At 67.9% G+C, this 20,342-nt stretch carries 19 protein-coding genes and 3 pseudogenes; 6 read left to right on the top strand and 16 right to left on the bottom strand.

Translation table 11 applies throughout. The features are described 5' to 3' along the window. Positions 1 to 20: 20 nt before the first annotated feature. Positions 21 to 2,027 carry a cytochrome c oxidase assembly protein gene (locus tag E3T34_RS08335; protein WP_174843131.1) on the top strand — a complete coding sequence of 669 codons (2,007 nt, stop codon included), beginning with the start codon at positions 21 to 23 and terminating at the stop codon, positions 2,025 to 2,027. A 33-nt stretch (positions 2,028 to 2,060) separates the two neighbouring features. Here E3T34_RS08335 and E3T34_RS08330 read toward each other — a convergent pair whose 3' ends face one another. Then, positions 2,061 to 3,104, bottom strand: a complete 1,044-nt coding sequence (locus E3T34_RS08330; RefSeq protein WP_134342712.1) for a hypothetical protein — start codon at positions 3,102 to 3,104, stop codon at positions 2,061 to 2,063. A 111-nt stretch (positions 3,105 to 3,215) separates the two neighbouring features. Between E3T34_RS08330 and E3T34_RS08325 the strand changes: the two genes are divergently transcribed. Beyond that, entirely contained in the window at positions 3,216 to 4,529 is a 1,314-nt protein-coding gene (locus E3T34_RS08325) for an ATP-dependent RecD-like DNA helicase (RefSeq protein WP_134342711.1), read from the top strand. Positions 4,530 to 4,815: 286 nt separating this feature from the next. Continuing rightward, positions 4,816 to 6,154 (top strand): annotated as a pseudogene (locus E3T34_RS16940) (serine hydrolase domain-containing protein). 52 nt (positions 6,155 to 6,206) lie between these two features. On the opposite strand, the gene E3T34_RS08305 reads toward E3T34_RS16940, so the two are convergent. After that, entirely contained in the window at positions 6,207 to 6,788 is a 582-nt protein-coding gene (locus E3T34_RS08305) for a hypothetical protein (RefSeq protein ID WP_134342708.1), read from the bottom strand. Between the two features lie 36 nt (positions 6,789 to 6,824). After that, the gene (locus E3T34_RS08300) at positions 6,825 to 7,235 is read right to left on the bottom strand and encodes a DUF4383 domain-containing protein (protein ID WP_104099744.1); all 411 of its coding nucleotides are present in this window, start codon (positions 7,233 to 7,235) and stop codon (positions 6,825 to 6,827) included. A gap of 118 nt (positions 7,236 to 7,353) precedes the next feature. Here E3T34_RS08300 and E3T34_RS08295 point away from each other — a divergent pair, with 118 nt between their 5' ends. After that, positions 7,354 to 7,875, top strand: a complete 522-nt coding sequence (locus E3T34_RS08295; protein WP_104099743.1) for a DinB family protein — start codon at positions 7,354 to 7,356, stop codon at positions 7,873 to 7,875. Between the two features lie 129 nt (positions 7,876 to 8,004). On the opposite strand, the gene E3T34_RS08290 is transcribed toward E3T34_RS08295, so the two are convergent. From E3T34_RS08290 to E3T34_RS08250, 10 genes and pseudogenes are all read right to left on the bottom strand, one after another. Further along, positions 8,005 to 8,271: a GlsB/YeaQ/YmgE family stress response membrane protein gene (locus E3T34_RS08290; protein WP_104099742.1), complete on the bottom strand. Its 267-nt coding sequence runs from the start codon at positions 8,269 to 8,271 to the stop codon at positions 8,005 to 8,007. A gap of 75 nt (positions 8,272 to 8,346) precedes the next feature. Beyond that, positions 8,347 to 8,787 carry an Asp23/Gls24 family envelope stress response protein gene (locus tag E3T34_RS08285; protein ID WP_134342707.1) on the bottom strand — a complete coding sequence of 147 codons (441 nt, stop codon included), beginning with the start codon at positions 8,785 to 8,787 and terminating at the stop codon, positions 8,347 to 8,349. Between the two features lie 114 nt (positions 8,788 to 8,901). Continuing rightward, complete coding sequence (locus tag E3T34_RS08280) at positions 8,902 to 9,795, bottom strand: D-hexose-6-phosphate mutarotase (RefSeq protein ID WP_104099740.1); 894 nt, start codon at positions 9,793 to 9,795, stop codon at positions 8,902 to 8,904. 196 nt (positions 9,796 to 9,991) lie between these two features. Beyond that, on the bottom strand, positions 9,992 to 10,930 hold the full coding sequence (locus E3T34_RS16060) for an RNA polymerase sigma factor RpoD/SigA (RefSeq protein ID WP_104194766.1): 939 nt from the start codon (positions 10,928 to 10,930) through the stop codon (positions 9,992 to 9,994). A gap of 105 nt (positions 10,931 to 11,035) precedes the next feature. After that, complete coding sequence (locus tag E3T34_RS08270) at positions 11,036 to 11,287, bottom strand: acyl carrier protein (protein ID WP_134342706.1); 252 nt, start codon at positions 11,285 to 11,287, stop codon at positions 11,036 to 11,038. Then, a complete protein-coding gene (locus tag E3T34_RS08265; protein WP_134342705.1) occupies positions 11,284 to 12,450 on the bottom strand; it encodes an E3 binding domain-containing protein in 1,167 nt (388 codons plus the stop codon). The genes E3T34_RS08270 and E3T34_RS08265 overlap by 4 nt, the downstream gene beginning before the upstream one ends. Next, positions 12,443 to 13,240, bottom strand: coding sequence for an alpha-ketoacid dehydrogenase subunit beta (locus tag E3T34_RS08260; protein WP_134342704.1), 798 nt, complete (start codon positions 13,238 to 13,240; stop codon positions 12,443 to 12,445). Before E3T34_RS08260 ends, E3T34_RS08265 begins: the two co-directional genes overlap by 8 nt. A 13-nt stretch (positions 13,241 to 13,253) precedes the next feature. After that, complete coding sequence (locus E3T34_RS08255) at positions 13,254 to 13,937, bottom strand: thiamine pyrophosphate-dependent enzyme (RefSeq protein WP_241977371.1); 684 nt, start codon at positions 13,935 to 13,937, stop codon at positions 13,254 to 13,256. 129 nt (positions 13,938 to 14,066) lie between these two features. Continuing rightward, positions 14,067 to 14,180, bottom strand: coding sequence for a hypothetical protein (locus tag E3T34_RS16935; protein ID WP_338145489.1), 114 nt, complete (start codon positions 14,178 to 14,180; stop codon positions 14,067 to 14,069). Between the two features lie 108 nt (positions 14,181 to 14,288). Further along, positions 14,289 to 15,674: pseudogene (locus E3T34_RS08250) on the bottom strand (AMP-binding protein). 46 nt (positions 15,675 to 15,720) lie between these two features. Here E3T34_RS08250 and E3T34_RS08245 point away from each other — a divergent pair. Next, positions 15,721 to 16,269 (top strand): hypothetical protein, encoded by a 549-nt coding sequence (locus E3T34_RS08245; RefSeq protein ID WP_104099736.1) that lies wholly within the window; start codon positions 15,721 to 15,723, stop codon positions 16,267 to 16,269. An 8-nt stretch (positions 16,270 to 16,277) separates the two neighbouring features. On the opposite strand, the pseudogene E3T34_RS08240 reads toward E3T34_RS08245, so the two are convergent. The 3 genes and pseudogenes from E3T34_RS08240 to alsS form a co-directional block, all read right to left on the bottom strand. Continuing rightward, positions 16,278 to 16,439 (bottom strand): annotated as a pseudogene (locus tag E3T34_RS08240) (PhnA domain-containing protein); the annotation flags it as partial. A 404-nt stretch (positions 16,440 to 16,843) separates the two neighbouring features. Further along, positions 16,844 to 17,575 carry an acetolactate decarboxylase gene (gene budA / locus E3T34_RS08235; RefSeq protein ID WP_104099735.1) on the bottom strand — a complete coding sequence of 244 codons (732 nt, stop codon included), beginning with the start codon at positions 17,573 to 17,575 and terminating at the stop codon, positions 16,844 to 16,846. Beyond that, positions 17,572 to 19,314, bottom strand: coding sequence for an acetolactate synthase AlsS (gene alsS, locus E3T34_RS08230; protein WP_104099778.1), 1,743 nt, complete (start codon positions 19,312 to 19,314; stop codon positions 17,572 to 17,574). The genes budA and alsS overlap by 4 nt, the downstream gene beginning before the upstream one ends. Positions 19,315 to 19,432: 118 nt before the next feature. Here alsS and E3T34_RS08225 point away from each other — a divergent pair, with 118 nt between their 5' ends. Then, entirely contained in the window at positions 19,433 to 20,323 is an 891-nt protein-coding gene (locus tag E3T34_RS08225; RefSeq protein WP_104099734.1) for a LysR family transcriptional regulator, read from the top strand. The last annotated feature ends 19 nt before the right edge of the window (positions 20,324 to 20,342 follow it).

Here is a 20,342-nt window from a genome sequence, read left to right as displayed (position 1 = left end):
GGCACGGTTAGGCTGAGTCAGTGCCTCGTCTCGTGCGTATCTCCGGTCCGGCAGTGCTTCTGCTGGTCGCGACGCTGGCGACGCTCGTCGCGCTAGCCTACGGTGGCGGCGCTTCGGCGCAACTGCTGGCCGATCCGGGACCAGTCGTGCGGTGGGGTCTCCCGCTGGCCAAGCTCCTCGTCAACCTCAGCGCCGCCGGCACCATCGGCGCCCTCGTGCTCACCCTTTTCGCCCTGAGCCCTCGGGAACCCGAATACAACGCGGCCCTCGATTTCGCCGCCGGGTCCGCCGCCGTCTTCACCGTGGCATCCGCCCTCACCGGTTTCTTCACCTTCCTGCAGGTGACGACCATTCCGCTCAGCTTCGATGACCGGTTCAGCGCCACAGCCGGGCAGTTCTTCAGCGACATCGAGATCGGCCAGGCCTGGCTGATCACCACCCTGATCGCGGCCTTCGTCACCGTCTTGTGTTTCGCGGTGCGTTCACTGACCGGGCTCGTCTTCGTCACGGTCCTCGCCGTGGGTGCCCTGGTGCCGATTGCACTACAGGGGCACGCGGCCGGCGCCGAGGGGCACGACGTGGCCATCACCGCCCTGGGTCTGCACCTGGTCTTCGCCGCGGTCTGGCTGGGCGGGCTGCTGACCATCATCGTGCTGCGCAAGCAGTTGGCCGGCGGCCGCCTCGATCCGGTCATCGCGCGCTACTCCTCGCTCGCCCTCGTTTCCTTCATCGTCGTCGCTGCGTCCGGCTACGTCGGCGCCGAACTGCGGTTGGGTGCCTGGGAGCGGCTGCTCTCGCCCTATGGCCTCCTCGTTCTGGTCAAGGTCTTCGCCCTCACCGTGCTCGGCGTGTTCGGCGTGCTGCAACGCCGGTACGTGATCGGGCGGATGTTGCGGAGCACCCCCGCAGACGCCCAGACCCCCGCACCCCGCCGGAACGTCTGGTTTTGGTGGCTCATCGTCACGGAACTGGCGTTCATGGGGCTCGCCTCCGGGGCTGCCGCCGCCCTCGCCAAGACCGCGACGCCGGTCGAGCAGATCACGGCGACCGAGATTCCCACCTCGACGCCCGCCCAGATCCTGACCGGCGAGCTCCTGCCACCGCCGCTCACTTTCAGCCGCTACTTCACCGAGTGGAACTTCGACCTGGCCTGGGTGCTGTTCTGCGCGTTCGGCATCTTCTTCTACGTGGCCGGGGTGCGCCGCCTGGCCCGCCGCGGCGATAAGTGGCCCGTCTTCCGCACCGTGCTCTGGGTGACCGGCATGCTGATCCTGTTCTACATCACCAACGGCGGCGCGAACCTCTACGCGAAGTACCTCTTCTCCTCCCACATGCTCATGCACATGGCCCTGACCATGCTCGTGCCCGTCTTTCTGGTGCCCGGGGCGCCGGTCACTCTCGCCGCCCGGGCCATCCACAAGCGGCAGGATGGCAGCCGCGGCGCCCGCGAGTGGATCCTGTTGGCCGTGCACTCGGCGTACGCGGGGTTCCTGGCCAATCCGCTGGTCGCAGCCGTGCTCTTCGCCGGTTCACTCTGGGTGTTCTATTACTCCTCGCTATTCAGCTGGGCGACGACCGACCACATCGGCCACGAGTGGATGATCGTGCACTTCCTGATCACCGGCTACCTGTTCGTGCAGTCGCTGATCGGCGTCGACCCGGTGCCCTACCGCCTGCCCTACGCCGGCCGCCTGCTGCTTCTTCTGGGCACGATGGCCTTCCACGCCTTCTTCGGTGTCACCATGATGACGGGCACCGGGCTGCTCCTCGCCGACTGGTACGGGGCCATGGGGCGCGATTGGGGGCTCAGCGGCATCGAGGACCAGCAGATGGGCGGTGGCATCGCTTGGAGCGTCGGCGAGATCCCAACGATCGCCCTGGCCATTGCGGTGGCCATCCAATGGAGCCGCAGCGACGAGAAGGAAACCCGCCGCAAGGACCGAAACGCCGCCCGCACGGGCGACGCCGAACTGCTCCAGTACAACGCAGGCCTGGCCCGCCTCGCCGCGCACGACCGCTCGGAGTAGCAAGAAAGCGTTCAGCAGGGCAGCCGCCGCCGGTCAGCGCAGCTGAAGAGCGAGCGACCCGTCCGGGTTCACGGTCACGCTGATCGCGACCGCAAAGGCCACGTCCTCATCCCGCACCTCGACATCGCCGTCGAAAAGCGACTGCACCTCCACCACAATGTGCGCCTGCCCCTCGGTGTCGGGCATCTCGAAGGTGGAGTCGCCGGCCACGAGGGTGACTGGGGGATACTGGGCGATCGACCAGATCGGGTCGTCTCGCACCCGGTCGTTGATCTCGATGCCGAATGGGCAGTTCGTGGGCTGCAAGACCTGTTGCGTGGTGCAATCGTCGAGGAAACGGTCCAGCTCGGCCTGGACCTGACCGATGAATTGGGCGTTGGGCTGGGCGTCGACCGTGACATCCGTCACCCCGGACGCGACGACCGGCACCGTCTGCGAGGCCGCGTCGAGCAGGGTGGAGGTGTGCTCGAACGAGTAGAGGGCTGGTGCGAAGGCCAGGTAGGCCGCCTGGTTCGAGAACATTTCCGGCGCGCCATCGGCGGCGTGCGCACGCGTGTCGAGGGTCAGCCTGTTCACCGAGAACGTAGCCTGCTGCAGCACGTTCACTCGCAGCACGGCCAGTGGGCTGGTGGTGAAGCGCCAGCTGTCGAAAACGCCGAAGAATGTGCCGGCGCTCTCCACCTGGAAGGTCATCGCCGCGGGTGTGCCGTTCAGCCGGAACTCGTAGTCGACCGTGTGCCGTCCGTCGGCCGACTCGTCGTCAGCGGTCAGACGGATGTCGGTGAGCTCCCCCAGCACGGAGTTCCGCAGCAGGGTGTCCGGCAGGTCCTTCGGCAGCGCGGCCGCTTCGAGCTCCGCAGCCGCGGGTTTGACCCCGGGAAGCAGCAGCGCACTGGCGGTGTCTTTGCGGGCCAGGGCGTCGAGATACTGCCCCACGAAGCTGCCGGCGCTGTAGAGGTCGCGGTTGAGCGACCCGATCGTCGCGACCAGGCCTGCGCCAAGGAGGGCGGCAACGATGACCACGGCCACGATGGCGCGCCGCTCGTTACGCCGGCGCCTGCCGTCCCGGTTGCTCACCCCCACATCCTACGGGGCCGGTTCTCCGCCAACCCGTAGACCGGGGCCGACTCGTGCAGCCGGGCCGGATACAGTGGTGTGTCCCGTCCGCACCCCATCGAAAGCGCCCCCGTGTCTGAGATTCCGCTGTCGCGCGAGCAGGCCGAAGTGTTCGAGGCCATCGAGGGAACCCGGCAGAACGTGTTCGTGACCGGGCGCGCCGGCACCGGCAAGTCGACGCTGCTCAATCACCTCGCCTGGAACACGAGCAAGCAGATCGTGATTGCCGCTCCCACCGGGGTGGCGGCCTTGAACGTGGGCGGCCAGACCATCCACTCCCTGTTCCGCCTGCCGATCGGCGTGATCGCCGACAACGCGATCGACCAGTCCGACCAGGTACGCAAACTGCTCAACACGATCGACACGGTCGTCATCGACGAGGTGTCGATGGTCAACGCCGACCTGATGGATGCGATCGACCGCAGCCTGCGTCAGGCGCGGCAACGGCCGAACGACACGTTCGGCGGCGCGCAGATCGTGCTCTTCGGCGACCCGTACCAGCTGGCCCCGGTGCCGGGGGATTCCGACGAGCGTGCCTACTTCGCGGACACCTACCGGTCGATGTGGTTCTTCGACGCGAAGGTCTGGCAGGTCGCCGACCTGCGCATCTTCGAGCTCACCGAGGTGCACCGGCAGCGCGACGCCGACTTCAAACACATGCTCAACGCGGTGCGGCACGGGCAGGTCACGGCCGAGATCGGCGGCGCGCTCAACGCCGCGGGCGCCCGCACCCCGCCGAGGGAGGGCGTGATCACGCTGGCCACCCGCAACGATTCCGTGAACCGGATCAACGCATCCGCTCTCAAACGCCTCCCCGGCAAGGCGCTGACCGCCAAGGCCGACGTCACCGGCGACTTCGGCGGGCGCACATTCCCCGCCGACGAGGTGCTCGAGCTGAAGGTCGGGGCGCAGGTCATGTTTCTGCGCAACGACTCCAACCAGGACGGCGGCCCGCGCTGGGTGAACGGCAGCATCGGCACCGTCACTCGGGTCGATTCGACGGTGTACGTGGACATCGACGGCGAAACGCACGAGGTCGAACCGGCGGTGTGGGAGAAGTTCAAGTACACCTACAACCCGACCACGAAGAAGCTGCGCAAAGACGTCGTCGCCGAGTTCACGCAGTTCCCGTTGCGGCTGGCGTGGGCGGTCACCATCCACAAATCGCAGGGCGCCACCTATGAACGCGCGGTCGTCGACCTCGGCGCGCGCGTGTTCAGCCCCGGCCAGACCTATGTGGCCCTCAGCCGGCTGACCAGCCTGGACGGCCTTTATCTGACCCGTCCGCTGCGCCCGAGCGACATGATCGTGGACGAGAACGTGCAGCGGTTCATGCGCGGCCCGCGCGCTACCGAGACCCCCTGCCCGGTCACCCCCGCCGACTAGCCCCGTGTTTACCGCCGCGGCTGCCCTTCTCGCGGCTGCCTCTCCCGCCGCTGCCTACGCACCAATTCGACGGAGATTTTGCCGAAAACGGTGCAGAACAGCCCAAAACTAGAGTCTCTAGCCCAAAATCTCCGTCGAATTCGTTAGGGACGAGGGCGGCAGTAGGGGCAAGAGCGAGAGCCGGGGGGCCGCCGGCAGCAATACGGTGCGGCCGGACGGCGGCGTGGGTACACTCCGTCGTGCAGGGGCGCTCCTGTGTGGGCCGCGACGCGACGGGGGTCAGGCGATGAAGCTCGGACAGGCACCGATCAGCCAAGCCGCAGCCGGCCTTGTACCAGCCGGCTCCGCACCTCGTCACGCGAGCCCCCACACACGCCACCACCGCGTGCCGGCTCTCGTCGTGAGTGCCGCCCTCGTGCTGACGGCGTGCACCGCGGCGACGGATGCGTCCCCGGAGGCCCGCGCGCAGGCGGCGGCCCCGTTCTCGTCCGAGGTCACGTCCCGGCTGGATGACGTGCTCGCCGAGGCGAAGACCCTGTCCGGTTCCTCGGGGGCCATTGCCGGTGTCTGGGCGCCGTGGGCCGGCACCTGGGTCGCGTCGCCCGGGTCCGTCTCGAGGACGACACCGGGTGCCCTCACCCCGGAGATGCGATTCCGGATCGGCACCAACACGACGGCGCTGACCTGCACGGTGCTGCTCCGGCTCGTCGAGGAGGGGCGGGTGCGCTTGGAGGATCCGGTGTCCGACTACGTGCCCCGGGTGGTGGGGCTGGACAAAATCACCCTCGGGCAGCTTTGCCGCAACACGTCCGGCCTGGCCGATCACGCCTCCCTGATGGCTCCGCAGATTATGGCCAACCCCAGTCGCAAATGGTCGACACGTGAAGTCATCGCGAGCGGCACGGGCGCACCTCGGGTGGCGCTGCCCGGCGGAACCTGGTCCGCGTCGGATACCGGGGTCGTGCTGCTCGGTCTCGCCCTGCAGCAGGCAACCCGACGCGACTGGCCGTGGCTCTACCGGCACTACGTGTTCGAACCGCTGGGCATGACGAACACCAGCCTGCCATCGCCGGGCGAGCTTGCGATCCCGGGGCCGAGTCCCCGCGGCCCTTGATCCGGTCGGCAGGGCCCGCTGTGGGAGCGTGCTCGATGTAACGCAGCTGTCGCCCTCGGTGGGCGGAGTGGCGGCGGGGGCGGTCTCGAACCTCGACGACCTGAAGATCTGGGCGCAGGCGCTGGCCGCGGGGACCCTCCTGTCGAAAACATCGACGGATGCGCAGTGGGCGCCGGTTCTGCCGGGTGCCGGAGCCCTCTCCTGGCATCAACACGGCCTCGGCGTCGAGCGGTTCGGCCCGCTGCTCGGTCAGTCCGGGGAGATCCCCGGTTTCATTTCGGCGGCGATGGCCGACCCGGTCAGCGGACTCACGGTAGTGGTCTCCTTCAATAATTCGACCTCCGGCCGCGGGTTCGCCGAGGCGGTCGCCCGCCGACTTGCCGCGGTCGCCGGCGCTGCGCCCGCGTCCGGAGAGGTGCCGGCACCCCAGCTGAACCTGCCCTGGACCGAAAACCAAGTCGCCGGCGAAATCCGGGCTGTCGCCGTCTGCGGATCGCAGCAGCCGGACTAGAAGGGCTGCCGGGTCCAGCGAGACCCGGGAATTATCTTTGGCCCGCAGCCGGTCAGTGGTGGGAGTGCGGTGCGTCGGGCAGAACGGCGGGGCCCGAGTGACCGTGGGACCCGTGCGGGACCGCCTGAGTGCCGGCATCCGTCGCGGCCAGGGCCGGAGTGGTCAGGCCGGAAACCAGCAGGCCGCCGAGCGTCAGCGCGGCCAGGAAACGCCAGCCCTGCGGTGCGGGTTCGGTCGCCCCGGTCACCCCGGCAGGGGTGTCGGATGCCGCCGTCCGGCATCTGGCACGCCGCCGGGTGAGGGCAAGGGAGACGGCCACGAACACGCCGAACGAGGTGGCGATGGTCATCGGGAAGACCGGCAGCACTGTGGCGTCGGCCGGCACCGCCGAGGTGCTGCGGAGCGCCACCATTGCAGCCCAAATGACGCCAGGGAGAAGGGCGGCGACGAGGGCCTGGTTCGGCCAAAGATGCCTTCCTCGCACGAGCGTCGCCACACCCCAGCAGAGCTCGGCGACGCCGAGCCCGACGAAGGTGACGGCGAGCAGGGCTGGAGCGCCGGCGCCCACGGCCAGGTGAATAATCCCTGCCCCGAGGGCGGCGAAAGCGATCCAGAGGCGCGTGATCTGCGTCATGGGATTCCTGTCCGCGGTGTGGGTGGCGCGCGTGGGCTAGACGGTGACCGTGCGCGGTACCGTCTTGTCGGCTGCGAGACCGGCTCCAAGCAGCACGATGGCGCTGGTCAGATGCAGGAAGTGGTCGGCCGTGTTGAGGGCGAGGATGTTGAGCGCGGTGTCGGCGATGAAGAAACCGACAATTCCGAGGAGCAGGTACACCGCACCGACCGTGGTGTTGACGGCCTTTGCGGCGGGGGCCGTGGCCAGGCCGGCGATCAACAGTGCTGCGCCGATCAGGAGGTGGGCCGTGTTGTGGAGAGGGTTGACCGCGAAGATGCCGAGAAGCAGGCCGCCATCGGTGGCGAAGAAGTCGACGCCGCCGGTCACGAAGAAACCGAGCACGCCGACCAGAACGTAGACGGCACCGAAAACAGTGGCAATGATGCGGTTGGGGGATGTACGCATGAGAAGACCTCCAGTAGATGTCACGGTGCATCCGTGCTCGCCCATTGTTCGGAATCAACGACGGTTCGGTTTGGCCGGACACCGGTGCGTAGCCGTGACCACCGGATAGGATCACCGGATGGGAATCAGCGCGGATACAAAAGATTGGACCTGGGTGCTGGAGCGCCCCTGCCCGGAGTGCGGTTTCTCCGCCGCCGACGTCGATTTCGCGCACATTCCGCGGCTGGTGCGCGAGAACGCGGCCCGCTGGCAGCCGGTGCTGCAGCGAACGGATGTCGCGTCGCGCCCCGACGAGCAGACCTGGTCTGCCCTGGAATACGCGGCCCATGTTCGCGACGTGTTCCGCATCTTCGACGAGCGTCTCACCCTCATGCTCGCCGAGGACGACCCGGCTTTCCCGAACTGGGACCAGGACGCCACCGCGGTGATGGAGCGCTATAACGAGCAGGAGCCGGCGGTCGTGGCCCGCGAACTCGCCGAAGCCGCGGCATCCGTCGCCGGCTCTTTCGCCGCCGTTTCGCCCGCAGACCACGGCCGAACCGGTCGCCGCAGCGACGGTGCCCGGTTCACCGTCACCACGATGGGGCAATATTTTGTGCACGATCCGGTGCACCACCTGCACGACGTCGCCGGCGGCTGACGCCACCGGCACGCAGAATGCCGGCAATCGGACGCTTGCAGGCACGAATCAACAAAAAATAAGCGCGAACGAACCGGAGCACCCCCTAATAGTGCGCCCGTTCGTTCGCGCTTGTCGCGCTGCCGTGACTTAGGCCCGGCGGCGACGCCCCGTGAGTGCGCCGTAGATCACGAGAACGATGACGGAGCCGGCGATGGCGAGAAGCCAGGTCGAGATGTCGAAGAAGTTCTCCAGACCCGTGCCGAAGATGACCGAGCCGAGGAAACCACCGAGGAACGCGCCGAGCACGCCGAGGATGAGGGTGATGACCCAGCCGCCGCCCTGGTTGCCCGGCAGGATTGCCTTGGCGATTGCGCCGGCGATGAGTCCGAGAATAAGGAATCCGATGAAGCCCATAATTTGTCCTTGCGTCTCTCTGTTGTTTGCGAACTGATGAAGGTCAGTTCTGGTGAAGTGGGGAAAAGAGCCGGACTAGTCCGGGGTGTCTGCCTCGTCGACGTCCGTGACCGTGTCATCTGACGCCTGGTGCACGTCCTTGACGGTCACATCGACCGAGGTGACCTGCATGCCGACGATTGTCTCGATCGCCGTCTCGACCGCGTTGCGCACTGCGCCCGCGACCTTTTGCAGTTCGTGCGGGTACTCGACGACGATGGAGATCGCGATGGATGCCGCGGCGCCCTCGGTGGTGACGCTCACCCCGGGGGAGAGGTCGGCGACGCTGAGGGCTTCCCGGATGGCGCCGAGAGCCCGGGCCGCGCTTCCGCCGAGCGCGTGAACGCCCGGCACCTCGCGTGCGGCGATGCCGGCTACCTTCGCGACGACGCCATCGGCGATGACAGTCGTCCCTGGTCCGGTTGGGGGGACGGCTGGTCGTGCGGAGGTCGTCTGTTCAACGATGGCAAGCTCCAATCTGTCGCGGCGCGTGGCACGAGCCGGGCGACACTAGTATGACGTGGGTCGACGGGAATTCGTCACGCTAGCGCCGAAAGAAAGTTTTTGCGGGGCAGTCCCGAAGGTCGGTTCTCAGGCCGAAACCGCGAACTCGACGGTCGTCGTGTGGCTCTGGCCTGCGTCCAGACGTACCTGGTCCCGGCGTACGTTCGCGGTTTCCACGCAGACCATGCCGGGCCACTCGTCGTCGCCGAAGTCGCTCATCCGGGCGGCCTTGTCGGCCCAGGGATTCCAGACCACGGTGCTGTCGGATCCGTCGGATTCGATCGTGACGGTGCGGCCGTCCGGGTCGGCGACGGTGGCGCTGCCGCGGCTGCCCAGATAGAGGCGGTCCGTCTCGGTGCCGAAGCCCAGGGGGTTGTTCTCCGCGGGCTCGGTCAGAGCGGTCAGCTGGTTCAGGAACGCGGTGCCCTGCAGCCCCGAGACCGTCGTGCCGCGCACATTGCTCACTCGCAGATAGGTGTGCAGCGCTTCTTCGTAGCTGAGCGCATCCGTCTCCCGGTTGGTCACCCGGAGGGCGAGGGTCAGGCGGGCGCCGACGGTGACCGTGTAGCGGGCCTCGAAACGGTGGGGCCAAGCCGAGGTGCGTGTGGCGGGAGTGTCGGTGAGGCTGAAGGTGAGCACAACGTCGTCGTCGGATTCGTGGGCGTCCACGAGCTCCCACTCGATCAGGCGGGCGAAACCGTGCGACGGCGCGGCCGGATCGAGCGCGTTCGCACCGAACCAAGGGAAGCAGATCGGCACGCCGCCGCGGATCGCGGCGGTGGCCTCGAACCGGCTCAGGTCGCTCAGGAAAAGCACCGGCCGGCCGCCGGCCGGGGTGAAGTCGGTGACGTGCGCGCCGTGCAGGTAGATCTCGGCGGAGCCGGCGCGACCGACCACTCTCACCACGGTGAGGCCACCGCGGCCCTCTCCGATTCGAACGGATGCGGGCAGAGACCTGGGTGCAGCGCTTACGGAGGACATGAGCCCATTTTCGCGCTTCCCGCGACCGAGCGCCTAATGCCGATCGACGCCTCGCTGTGCAGCGTCAGTGACATCGCCTTCGACCGGAACCACTGGGCGCCATGGATGAGCAGGGGGAGTGACCACAGCGGCTGACGTGACTTCTCGAGTCGCGTCGGCCGCTGCGTCAGCCGGTCAGGTCCCCGCCCAGAGGCGGTCAATCGCGCAGGTACTGTTCCAGGCACGGCACCTTCAGCAGGGCCAGTGCGCGCTTCTCGATCTGGCGCACCCGTTCCCGGGTCACGCCCTGAACGACGGCGATCTGGTCCAGCGTTTGGGGCGCGCCCCCGTCGAGACCGAACCGGGACATCAGGATCGACCGCTCCCGCGGCGGCAGGGCACTCATGTAGAAAACGATGTCCGAAGCCCGCATGGTGAGCACGGCATGCTCCTCGGGCTGGGGGAGGTCGTCGTCGATGATCAGCTCGGAGATGTCGCCGAGACCATCGCCCACCGGCGACTGCAGGGACATCGGCTCGTTGTCATAGCGCAGCAGGCGCATCACATCGGCCGGCAGGATCTGCGAGGCCTCGGAGAGCTCCGCCACGGTGGGTTCGCGGTCGAGGGTGCTGGTGAGGTCTCGGCGGATGCGCTTGATCTTGTTGAGCTTCTCCGCGGTGTGCACGGGGATGCGGATCATGCGGGATTTGTCGGCCATGCCGCGGTGGATGGCTTGGCGGATCCACCAGGTGGCGTAGGTGGAGAATTTGTAGCCGGTCATGAAGTCGTATTTTTCGACGGCGCGGACGAGGCCGATGTTGCCGTCCTGCACGAGGTCCATGATGGGCATTCCGCGTCCGGAGTAGTGCTTGGCGATGCTGACCACCAGGCGCAGATTCGCTTCGATGAAGTGGTTCTTCGCGCGGCGGCCGTCATGGGCAAGCCAGGCCAGCTCGCGGAGGAGAGAGGGTTCAATTTCGCCCTGCTCGCTGCGTTGCTCGGCGAACAGGCCGACTTCGATGCGTCTGGCCAGGTCGACCTCGTCCTCGGCGGTGAGGAGCGAAACGCTGCCAATTTTTCTCAGGTAGTCGCCGAACGCGTCCGTCGCTGCACGGTTATACGTGGCAACGGATGATGCATGTGCGGTAATGGTCATGGGTTCCTCCAGTTCGGGCTGGAACATCAGTACATATCCTGGGCGGGACTGCGTCGAGGGCCTTGACTCTGCCGGGAAGAAACCGAATAATGCTCGAGAACTGAATCAACCGTGCAGGGCGACATAGGTGATCAGGACTCGCACCGTTGTGACAACCGCGTAGTCGCGCTCGGGGATGTCAACGCCTGTCGCCTCGTGGATCGTCTTTATCAGCCGCAAGAAGTCCAGCGAGTCGAGTTCCAGATCCTGGCGCAATCGCGCGCCCTCGTCGAGATCGTCGGTGTCGACATTCGGCGCCACCTGGCGGATGGCCGCATACACTGCCGCTCGGGCCTCCTGTTCGGTCTGTTCGGTCATAGCTCCTCCGGGTTCTGCAACAGTTCGTCGATCCGGGCGAGGAATCGCCCGCCGCGCGCCCGGCTCACCAGGTCCCGCAGCTGTTTCATCAGCACCTCCAGCGGCAGGGTGTCCGCGTCGTGCGGCGCGGGGGCAACCAGGCCACCCCGGCGCACTGCCACGGCTACGCTCAGGTGCACTGCGGCGCTCGGTTGGAAGGAACCCTCGGTGAAGAAGCCGTTGACCTCGGGGACGTCCCTGGCGGCCAGCGCGGAGGCCTTCGGGAGCAGGGCGGCCGGCACGAGCCGCTCAGCGATCGGGCGGGCGGAGTTGTACTGCTCCATCCAGGCCAGTGCCGCCCGCAAATCCCGGGTGGTGCTCAGGTAGTAGTGCGGGATGGTCTTCTTCGAGCGCGCCATCAGCGACCCGATGGCGCGGAGCAGGCCCGCGGCCCGCTCGGCGGCATCCGTTGGAGCGGCGGTTGGCCCGGCGGTTGGTGCGATCACTGGTGCGGCGGCCGGTTCTGCGACGGGTGGCGCGGTGGTGACGTTGCGCACGTCGGCCTCGGTGACGGCGCCCCCGGCGCCGGTGCCCGGCACGACTGCCAGGTCCACGCCGAGACTCTTGGCGACGCGCCGCACGAGCGGGGAGGACCGCACCCGGCGGACCGTCAGCGGGGTTACTGCCGGGGCAGACGGTTGTTCGGCAGGCGGCCGGTGCCGGGCAGGCGGTTGTTCGGCGGTCGACAGCGCGGCTGCGGCCTGCTCCACGTCGGCCCGGGTGAGGGCGCCGTGCTTCCCGGTTCCGTGCAACGCGTCGGTGTCGATGCCGAGCCGGTGTGCAAGCTGGCGCATAGGGGGAGACACGAAGCCCGGCACCGGGACCGCCCGGGCGAGCGCCGGGGCCGGCGCGGACGTGGTCGGCACCGTGGGCTCGACCTCGGCCGCCGGGGTCTGGGTGATCCGGGCGAGTGGTGCGCCGACCAGAACGGTCGTGCCGACCTCGACGAGCAGCTCGGCGACCACGCCCTCCTCGAACGACTCCACGTCGATGTCCGCCTTCTCGGTGTCGACGACGGCGACCATGTCGCCGCGATGCACGCAGTCGCCCGGCTTGACCAGCCACTCCACCACGCTGCCCTGCTCCGTGTCCGCGCCGAGCGCCGGCATCCGGAACTCACCCACGGGTGCCCACCGCCTCCCGGGCGGCGGCGATGACGCGTGCGGCCGACGGCGGGGCGGCCTGCTCCAGGTGCCGGGCGTAGGGCAGCGGCACCTCGGCGCTGCAGACCCGGCCGACCGGAGAATCCAGGTCGAAGAAGGCTGTTTCGGTGATGCGGGCGCTGATCTCGGCCGAGATGCTGCCGCTGCGCCAACCTTCGTCGATCACGACTGCGGTGTCGATGTCGACCGCGCCGGCGTCATCGTCGAGCTCGCCGGCAGTGTTGTAGAGCGAACCAGGCTCGAAGATCAGCACCGGGTCAGGGTCTTGCAGGGCGCTCCACAGCATCCCGCGGGCGTCGGCCAGGGACGACGGGGTGAGGATACGCAGGCCCGGGATGTGTGCGTACCAGCTCTCGAGGCCGTGCGAGTGTTGGGCGGCCAGCTGGCGCCCGGCGCCGGTGGTCATGCGGATCACCACGGGCACACTGAACTGCCCGCCCGACATGTAGGACAGGGTCGCCGCGTTGTTCATGATCTGGCCGAGGGCGAGCAGACTGGGGTTGACGGTCATGATCTCGACGATCGGGCGCATCCCGCCCAGGGCCGCGCCGATCCCGGCCGCCTCGAACCCGGTTTCCGAAAGCGGGGTGTCCCGGATGCGTTCGGGCCTGAATTCCTCTAGCAGACCCAGGCTCACCGCGAAGCAGCCGCCGTAGGCCCCGACGTCTTCTCCCATCATGAACACCCGGTCATCGCGCGCCATCGCCTCCCGGATGGCCGCCCGCATGGCCTCGCGATAGGTGGTTTTCATCTCGGCATCCGTTTCATGATCGTTCCTGCTCGGTGACGTCTCTCTCGGTATACACGTGGCGGGTGAGGTTTTCGACCGGTTCCGCGGTGCCTGCCTCGGCGAAGTCGACGGCGGCCTGCACCTCGGTGTCCACGGATGCCTGCAGGTCGGCCCACATGCGCTCGGGGAGCTCGCCGGCGGCCTCCAGCGCGGCGCGCAGCAGGTCGATCGGGTCGCGCTCCAGCCCCTGGGCCACCTCGGCCTTCTCGCGGTAGCGCACGGGGTCGATCATCGAGTGTGCCCGGAAGCTGTACGTGCGGAGCTCGAGGAAGTGCGGTCCGGCGCCGGCTCTCACGGCGGCGACGGCGCGCCGAGTGGCTTCCTCGACGGCGCCCTCGCCGAAGAAGCAGGCGGTGACGCGGGAACGGCCCGCCATCTTGTCGGCCAGAGCCAGACCGATGGCGAGAGGAAGACCGCCGGCGACGATGGCGTTGCCCCCGAAGAACCGGGTGGCCGCGTCGAAAAGGTGCATGGACCCGCTGCGGCCCCGGCAGCATCCCTGTTCGAATCCGTACATCTCGGCCAGGATTGCGCCGGCGGCGACCCCTCGCAGCAGCGCGTGGCCGTGTTCGCGGTTGGTCGCCACGACGGCGTCCTCCGGTTCGAGCGTCACCAGAACGCCGGCTGCCACCGCCTCTTCGCCGATGCAGACGTGCATGAACCCGCGGATCTATGCGGCGCTGTACAGCTCGGCGCACTTCTCCTCGAACCGCCGCACCCGCAGCATCTGGTGCAGCAGGCCGCGGGCGAAGCCGATAATGTCCAGCTGCAGGGCCTCGCTGGGCTCTCACCCTGTCTTTAGTTCCACGAAGGCCTTGACCACCTCGCCGTCAACCGGATCCGGGATGCCGATCACGCCGGCCTCCGCCACCGCCTCGTGCTCCATCAGCGAGCTCTCCATCTCGAAGGGCCCGATCAGGTGCCCGGACGACTTGATGAGGTCGTCTCCGCGGCCGACAAACCAAAAGTACTCGTCGGAATCCCGTCGGGCGAGGTCGCCGGTGAGGTACTAGCCGCCGGCGAAAGTTCGTCGGTAACGTTCCTCCTCACCCAGATACCCGCGGAACATCGACGGCCAGCCGGGCCGCAGTGCCAGCTCGCTCAGGGCATCCAGTTCGGTCACCAGCACGACCTCGCCGCCCCGCATCAGCGGCGCACTCTGCTGGTCGCGGGCGCCCAGCGCTGCCTCGACGCCGGGCAAAGGCCGCCCCATCGAGCCGGGGCGGATGGGCGTGGCCGCGTAGTTCGCGATCATGATCCCGCCGGTCTCGGTCTGCCACCAGTTGTTGTGCACAAGTTGCCCGAACGTCTCCTGGCCCCACACCACGACCTCCGGGTTGAGCGGCTCACCCACGCTGGCCACGAACCTCAGCGTGGACAGGTCGTGGCCGGCGGCCCGGTCTGAGCCGGCTTTCATAAGCATTCGCAGGGCGGTCGGCGCCGTGTACCAGACGGTCACGCGCTGCTCGGCGAGCACCCGGTACCACCGGTCCGCGTCCAGCTCCTCCTCGTCGACGATGGCGGTCACGCCGTGCACCAGCGGAGCGATGATGCCGTAGGAGGTGCCCGTGACCCAGTCGGGGTCGGCGGTACACCAGTAGACATCACCGGGGTGCAGGTCGAGGGCGAACCGGCCGGTCGCGTCGTGCGCGGTCACGGCGTCGTGCACGTGGATGGCACCCTTCGGGGTGCCGGTGGTGCCGCTCGTGAAGCGCAGCAGAGCCATGTCCTAGCTCTGGGTGGCGGCGATCTCGATGTAGGGCGGGGTCTCCCGCAGCTGGGCCGCCAGATCGAGCTTGCCCGGGTCCGGATGGCCGTCGGCGTCGACCAGCAACACATGCCGCGGGTCCGGCAGCTGGACCCGGATCGGCGCCACCTTCTTGCGGTACAGCGCCCGCGTTGTGACCAGGGCCCGGCCGCCGCCGAGCTGGAGCCGTCGGCGTACCGGCTCCGGCCCGAAGGCGGAGAACAGCGGGCAGAAGACGCTGGCATTCTTGAACGTGCCGAGCACCGCGACGTAGAGCGCGGGAACGCGGCCGAGGAGGGAGAAGACCCGGTCGCCCCGCCCGATGCCTAGGCCCCGCAGCACGCTGGCGAAGCGGCCGGTCTGCTCGGCGAGCTCTGCATAGCTCAGGGAGTGGGTCTTGCCGTCGCCGCGCACGAAGCACAGGGCCTCGTGAGCGGCCCTGGCACCGGCGGCATGCCGGTCAACCGCCTCGTAGGCGATGTTGAGCCCCCGATCGCCGGGCAGCCCCGAAAGAGCGTGGCGGGCCTCGTCCCAGGTGAAGGCGGCGCAGGTCTCGTCATAGTTGACGAGGTTGGGCGGCACCGTGAGGGCGCGAACATTCTTGGGGATGGTGGGCCAGCGTGTCGAGGCTTCGGTTCCTGCCGTCATGCAGCCCATGAGACCCCCGTGGGCACGTGGGGCGTAGGGTATCGCCATGGCCTCCTTTGAGCGGATTGTCGACGAGGGCGTTCTCATCGGGCTCTCCGCGGCGCGCATGGCCGTGAAGAACCACATCATCGTGGGGGCGCTGCGTGAGCACCGCGACTTCGCCGATGCCGATTACACCGCGGCCGTCCGCTCCGAATTGGTCCGGCTGGCGACGCAGAACGAGGAAGATGCCGAGCGTGTCGGCCGGCAGCGGAAAGTCCTGGGCCGGCAGCGGAGCGCATTCGAGATCACCGACGATGACAGGCTCCACGTGCGCCAGCTGGCCTTGCGACGGAGTGTGCACCTGAAGCTCGCCGGTGCCCTACGGGCCGTGGCCGCCGACGACGAGCAGGTCGCCGACCTGCTTAAGCGGGCCCGCACGGACGCCAGCGAGGAAATCGGCGCCGCGCTCGCCGCCCGGCTGGTCGAACAGGTTGTCGACCGCCGGGAGCCCGACTACGCGCAGCGGCGGGCGGAACGGGTGCGGGTTCTGGTGAACACCGATCTGGCGGCGCTGATGTCGAACCGTCGGGCAGGGCTGGATTCCGGACGCTGACGGTCCCCTTAGCGGGCGGTTCGGGGCTGGACCTTCTTCACCACGCTGGACTTCAGCCGCATTGAGCCGAATGCGTCCACCTTGCAGTCGATGTCGTGGTCGCCCACACCATCCAGCAGACGGATACCCCGCACCTTCGCGCTCACCGTGATGGCGGTCGCGCTGCCCTCATGCGTGGGTTAGGCCCGGCCGAGCCGACACATGTGGCCAACTCAGGACATCCGTCAGCCAAGTCCATCGGCCGCCACGGACCAGTGCGGAACCGGGGCGGATGTTCGGCCCGGCCGGACGGATCTCCTGAATTGGCCACAACGCGCGCCGGATAAGCGGCAGCGTGTGCGCGCTTCGCACCTCCATCAGCCGCTCCACCCCGTACCCCGGACGAATTCGACGGAGAGCCGAGATTTTGCCCAAAAATGGCCGTAAATCCTGAGAAGAAGCCGATTTGCACCAGAATCTCCGTCGAATTGGCTGGACGCCGGGCAGGGAGTCACCTGTGATGAGCAGCATTCACTCGGTGCGCTGAGCTGTGATCTTTCGAGAGCGACACAACCAACCGATTCGGATCGCTCGGCTACCGGTGCATTTCGGTCTTCTGGATCTGCCACTCGAGGTCGTCGGGGGACAGGTTGGCGTTCTTGAAGGCATCCGTCAGCGGCAGCTGCAAGCGCAGGTCGGTGCCGAGGCACAGGGCAGCGGTGCCGGAGCGCAGCTTGAAGTCGAGCACGTGGCCGCCGGCCGTGCGGTCGTCGGTCAGGAAATGCGTGTGGCAGCCGGGCACGCCGATCCCCTGCTCGTAGAGCGGGGTGCGGAAGCCAGCCACGACGCCCGAGACGTCGTGCAACTCAATGATCGCGTCCTCGTCGGTTGCCTCCACCATGGGGCGGTAGGGCTTCTCCTGCTTGACGACCGTGCGCATCCGGATCCACTCGAAGTCGCCGTCGATGCGCAGGGCGTACATGTAGTTCTGCGACGCCGTCAGCTTGTCGATGAACGTTGACGCCTCCGCGCGCACGATGTTCTTCGGCAATTGGCTCTCGATATGAGGCACGAAATTCGTGACGACGGCGTAGGGCGTGTGCGCGCCCAGGTCGGCCTTCGACACCCCGCCGTCGGCCCGCAACTGGTAGCAGATGCCGTCGATGATCAGCATTTCACCGTCCAGTCCGTTGAACGTGCCGAGTCCGAAACTGCCGCGGCCGAGCAGGTCGCGCACGGTCATCTCGTCTTCGTAGACGCCGTCGAGCAGCGCGCTCATCAGGCTCGTCTGGAAAATTTCGTGTCGGGTGACAGTGAATTTGCTCATTGCAGCACATCGCTTTCCAGATCGGCCATCAGGTCATCTCTATTGTTGCGGTAGTCGACGTGCACGTCGATGATGCTCGGGCCGGGTTCGGCAAGGGCCTGCGCCAGGATGCCGGCGAAGTCGTCGAGGTGCGTTACCCGGTGGCCGTGGGCGCCGAATGATTCGGCATAGGCGACGGCGTCGTAATCGCCCAGCTGCACGCCGGAGGTGCGCCCGTATTTGCCCATCTGCTGGAACGCCACCATGTCGTAGGTGCCGTCGTTGAAAATGATGTGGGTGAACGTCGAGCCGAGCCGCACGGCCGTCTCCAGCTCCATGGCGGAGTAGAGAAAACCGCCGTCGCCCGACACGGACACGACTGGTGTGCCCGGGCGCACCAGGGTCGCGGCGATCGCCCAGGGCAGGGCCACGCCCAGGGTCTGCTGGCCGTTCGAGAACAGCAGGGTGCGCGGGTGGTAGGTGCGGAAGTGCCGGGCCATGTAGATGTAGTGGGAGCCCACGTCGCAGAGCACCGTCGTGTCATCCGGGAGCAGTTCGCGCATCATCAGGGTGAGGTCGGCCGGGTGCACGCCCTCGGACTCGTCCCGGCGACCGGTGGGCTGGTCGGCGTGCGCGAGGCGGGCGCGCTGCTCGGCTACCTCGGCCGCGGCGGCGACCGGCATCGACAGCCCGTTGATCTGGCGGGCGAGGGCGTCGAGGGTCTCGGCGACGTCGCCGCGCAGTTCGAGCGTGGGGCGGTAGTAGTCGTCGAGGTCGGCGGAGAGTTCGTCCAGGTGGATGATCACGCGCAGGTGGTCTTTGTTCCACTTCGACGGTTCGTACTCGACGAAGTCGTAGCCGACGGTCAGGATCACGTCGGCCTTGTGCAGAAGGATGTCCCCGGGCTGGTTGCGGAACAGGCCCACGCGTCCGAGGTAATGCTCTTCGAGCTCGTGCGAGATGACTCCCGCGGCCTGGAACGTCTCAACGACGGGCAGTCCGGCGACGCCCAGCAGGCGGTGCAGCGCCGCGACGGCCTGGTCCGAGCCGGACCGCGCGCCGGCAAGGATGACCGGGAACTGCGCATCCTTCAGCAGGGCGGCAGCGCGCTGCACGCTCTTGGAGGGTGCGGCGCCCAGCTGCGGCACCCAGTGCGGATGCGTCATCGACACGGTCGTCGAGTCCGTGAGCACGTCGTAGGGGAGAACAACCGCGGCGGCGCCCTTGGGCTCCTGGGTTGCCTCGCGGAACGCGTTCGCGATTGCTTCCGGCACGTTGTCGGCGACACTCACCTCGCCGGCGGACTTGGTCACGGCGGACAGCATGCCCACGGCATCCATTGTCTGGTGGGTACGCTTCAACCGGTCTGCGCGCGGAACCGCGCCGCAGAGGGCGACCACCGGGTCGCCTTCGGTCGTCGCCGTCAGCAGGCCCGTCGCGAGGTTGGAGGTGCCTGGGCCGCTCGTCACCAGGACGACGCCCGGCTGGCCGCTCAGACGCCCGACGGCCGCGGCCATGAAGGCCGCATTCTGCTCGTGACGCACCACGATCACCTCGGGTCCATCGTCGATGAGAGCGTCATAGACCGGGTCGATCTTGGCGCCGGGAACGCCGAAGACCCACTGCACGCCGTATGCCTTCAGGCATTCCACCACGCGTTCGGCGGAGCGGGTGGACGGAGCGGGGGTGCCGGCGTCAGAGCGCACGAGCGTGGTCTCGGTTGTGTCGTCGTCGCTCTGGAGCGGTGAAGTAGTGGTCATTGTGATGCCTCCCGGATCGCCGTTCTGAATCGGCCTCCCCTCCATCGTCGCTGCACATTCAATAACAAGCAACGCCGAGTAGCGATGCAAACGATCTGAAAATGAGATGCTTAGGCCCATGGAATTGAGACAGCTCGAATTCTTCAGCGCCGTCGCCGGTGAGTTGAGCTTCACGCGCGCCGGGGACCGGCTCACCATCGCCCAGTCAGCCGTCTCGGCCGGCATTCGATCGCTCGAAAGCGAATTGGGCGTCGAACTGTTCGATCGCAGCCGCCGCCAGATCAGGCTCACTACGACTGGCGAACTGCTGCTTCCGAAGGTGCGCGACGCCCTCGACGCCGTGAACGAGGTGCGCGACGCCGCCCAGGACACCACCCGCGCCATCACCGGGTCCATCGTGATCGGGCTGATGACCTCGGTCACGCTCGTCAATGTGCCTCGGCTGCTCGGTCTCTTCCGCGCCGGCCATCCGGGCGTCGGCGTGCGGCTGCGCGCGGCCCGGCGGGGGTCGGCCGGGCTGGTCGACGAGCTCGTCTCGGGCGAACTCGACCTGGCCTTCCTCGCCCTCAGCGGCCCGGCGCCGACGGCGCTCTCAGCCGTGCCGATCGCTTCGTCGCCGATGGTGCTGGTGGTGCCGAAAGGCCACCGGCTCGCCTCCGCGTCGGCCGTGGGCCTGGGCGACCTCGTGCCGGAGGAGTTCATCGATCTGCCGCCCGGCTACGCCAGCCGTCAGATCGTGGACGATGCCTTCACCGCTGCCGGCCTCGAGCGGCGGGTGATGATCGAGGTCTCCGATATCGGAACGGCCGCCGAATACGTGACCAACGGCCTCGGAGTGGCCCTGTTGCCCGAATTCACCGCCCACGACGCGCTCGACGTGCACCGGCTTCCCGTGGCGAATCTGCCCGATTTCACGGTGTACCTGGCGGCCTCGCGCAAGCGGCGCGCGTCGGCTGCCGTGCGCGCGTTCGTGGAGCTCGCGCTCGTCGCCGACGAGGCGCGCGGCTGATGCGAGGCGGGGCCGACAG

This window comes from Cryobacterium sp. TMT1-62 (assembly GCF_004403145.1).
GTDB lineage: Bacteria > Actinomycetota > Actinomycetes > Actinomycetales > Microbacteriaceae > Cryobacterium > Cryobacterium sandaracinum.
The sequence above is the reverse complement of the archived record's forward strand: the minus strand, read 5'-3'. Positions and strand labels throughout refer to the sequence as shown.

What these genes read in the sequence shown, in the direction of transcription:
- E3T34_RS08305 (WP_134342708.1), bottom strand. Translation starts at nt 6,788, where the DNA reads ATGACGCAGATCACGCGCCTCTGGATCGCTTTCGCCGCCCTCGGGGCA.
- E3T34_RS08300 (WP_104099744.1), bottom strand. Translation starts at nt 7,235, where the DNA reads ATGCGTACATCCCCCAACCGCATCATTGCCACTGTTTTCGGTGCCGTC.
- E3T34_RS08295 (WP_104099743.1), top strand. Translation starts at nt 7,354, where the DNA reads ATGGGAATCAGCGCGGATACAAAAGATTGGACCTGGGTGCTGGAGCGC.
- E3T34_RS08290 (WP_104099742.1), bottom strand. Translation starts at nt 8,271, where the DNA reads ATGGGCTTCATCGGATTCCTTATTCTCGGACTCATCGCCGGCGCAATC.
- E3T34_RS08280 (WP_104099740.1), bottom strand. Translation starts at nt 9,795, where the DNA reads ATGTCCTCCGTAAGCGCTGCACCCAGGTCTCTGCCCGCATCCGTTCGA.
- E3T34_RS16060 (WP_104194766.1), bottom strand. Translation starts at nt 10,930, where the DNA reads ATGACCATTACCGCACATGCATCATCCGTTGCCACGTATAACCGTGCA.
- E3T34_RS08270 (WP_134342706.1), bottom strand. Translation starts at nt 11,287, where the DNA reads ATGACCGAACAGACCGAACAGGAGGCCCGAGCGGCAGTGTATGCGGCC.
- E3T34_RS08260 (WP_134342704.1), bottom strand. Translation starts at nt 13,240, where the DNA reads ATGAAAACCACCTATCGCGAGGCCATGCGGGCGGCCATCCGGGAGGCG.
- E3T34_RS08255 (WP_241977371.1), bottom strand. Translation starts at nt 13,937, where the DNA reads ATGCACGTCTGCATCGGCGAAGAGGCGGTGGCAGCCGGCGTTCTGGTG.
- E3T34_RS16935 (WP_338145489.1), bottom strand. Translation starts at nt 14,180, where the DNA reads ATGGAGAGCTCGCTGATGGAGCACGAGGCGGTGGCGGAGGCCGGCGTG.
- E3T34_RS08245 (WP_104099736.1), top strand. Translation starts at nt 15,721, where the DNA reads ATGGCCTCCTTTGAGCGGATTGTCGACGAGGGCGTTCTCATCGGGCTC.
- budA (WP_104099735.1), bottom strand. Translation starts at nt 17,575, where the DNA reads ATGAGCAAATTCACTGTCACCCGACACGAAATTTTCCAGACGAGCCTG.
- alsS (WP_104099778.1), bottom strand. Translation starts at nt 19,314, where the DNA reads ATGACCACTACTTCACCGCTCCAGAGCGACGACGACACAACCGAGACC.
- E3T34_RS08225 (WP_104099734.1), top strand. Translation starts at nt 19,433, where the DNA reads ATGGAATTGAGACAGCTCGAATTCTTCAGCGCCGTCGCCGGTGAGTTG.